The following is a 207-nucleotide window of genomic DNA, read 5'->3' as shown; positions in this document are numbered from 1 at the left end:
AGCTTATGGCTAAACTCATGACCTCTATCAACCAAGTAGAAGGTGGTGACATTCTCAAGTCTGGGGATGTTACCTCAGTCTTTGGTTTTGAAATTCTAGGGGCTGATGGCAAACGCATGGAGCTGTCCGGAACTGGCAAGCTCACACTGTCAAACGATGAAACCGTGGCATTGTACCAAGATGTAACCGTTGAGAACGGACATTTTA

1 pseudogene is annotated in these 207 nt (G+C 45.9%); it reads left to right on the top strand.

The annotated features are described in order from the left end of the window. A pseudogene (locus HMPREF2867_RS02430) lies at positions 1 to 207 on the top strand (hypothetical protein); the annotation flags it as partial.

It is taken from the genome of Streptococcus sp. HMSC064H09 (assembly GCF_001812625.1).
Classification (GTDB): domain Bacteria; phylum Bacillota; class Bacilli; order Lactobacillales; family Streptococcaceae; genus Streptococcus.
Note: the sequence above shows the minus strand (reverse complement) of the source record. Positions and strands in the feature narration are given on the sequence as shown.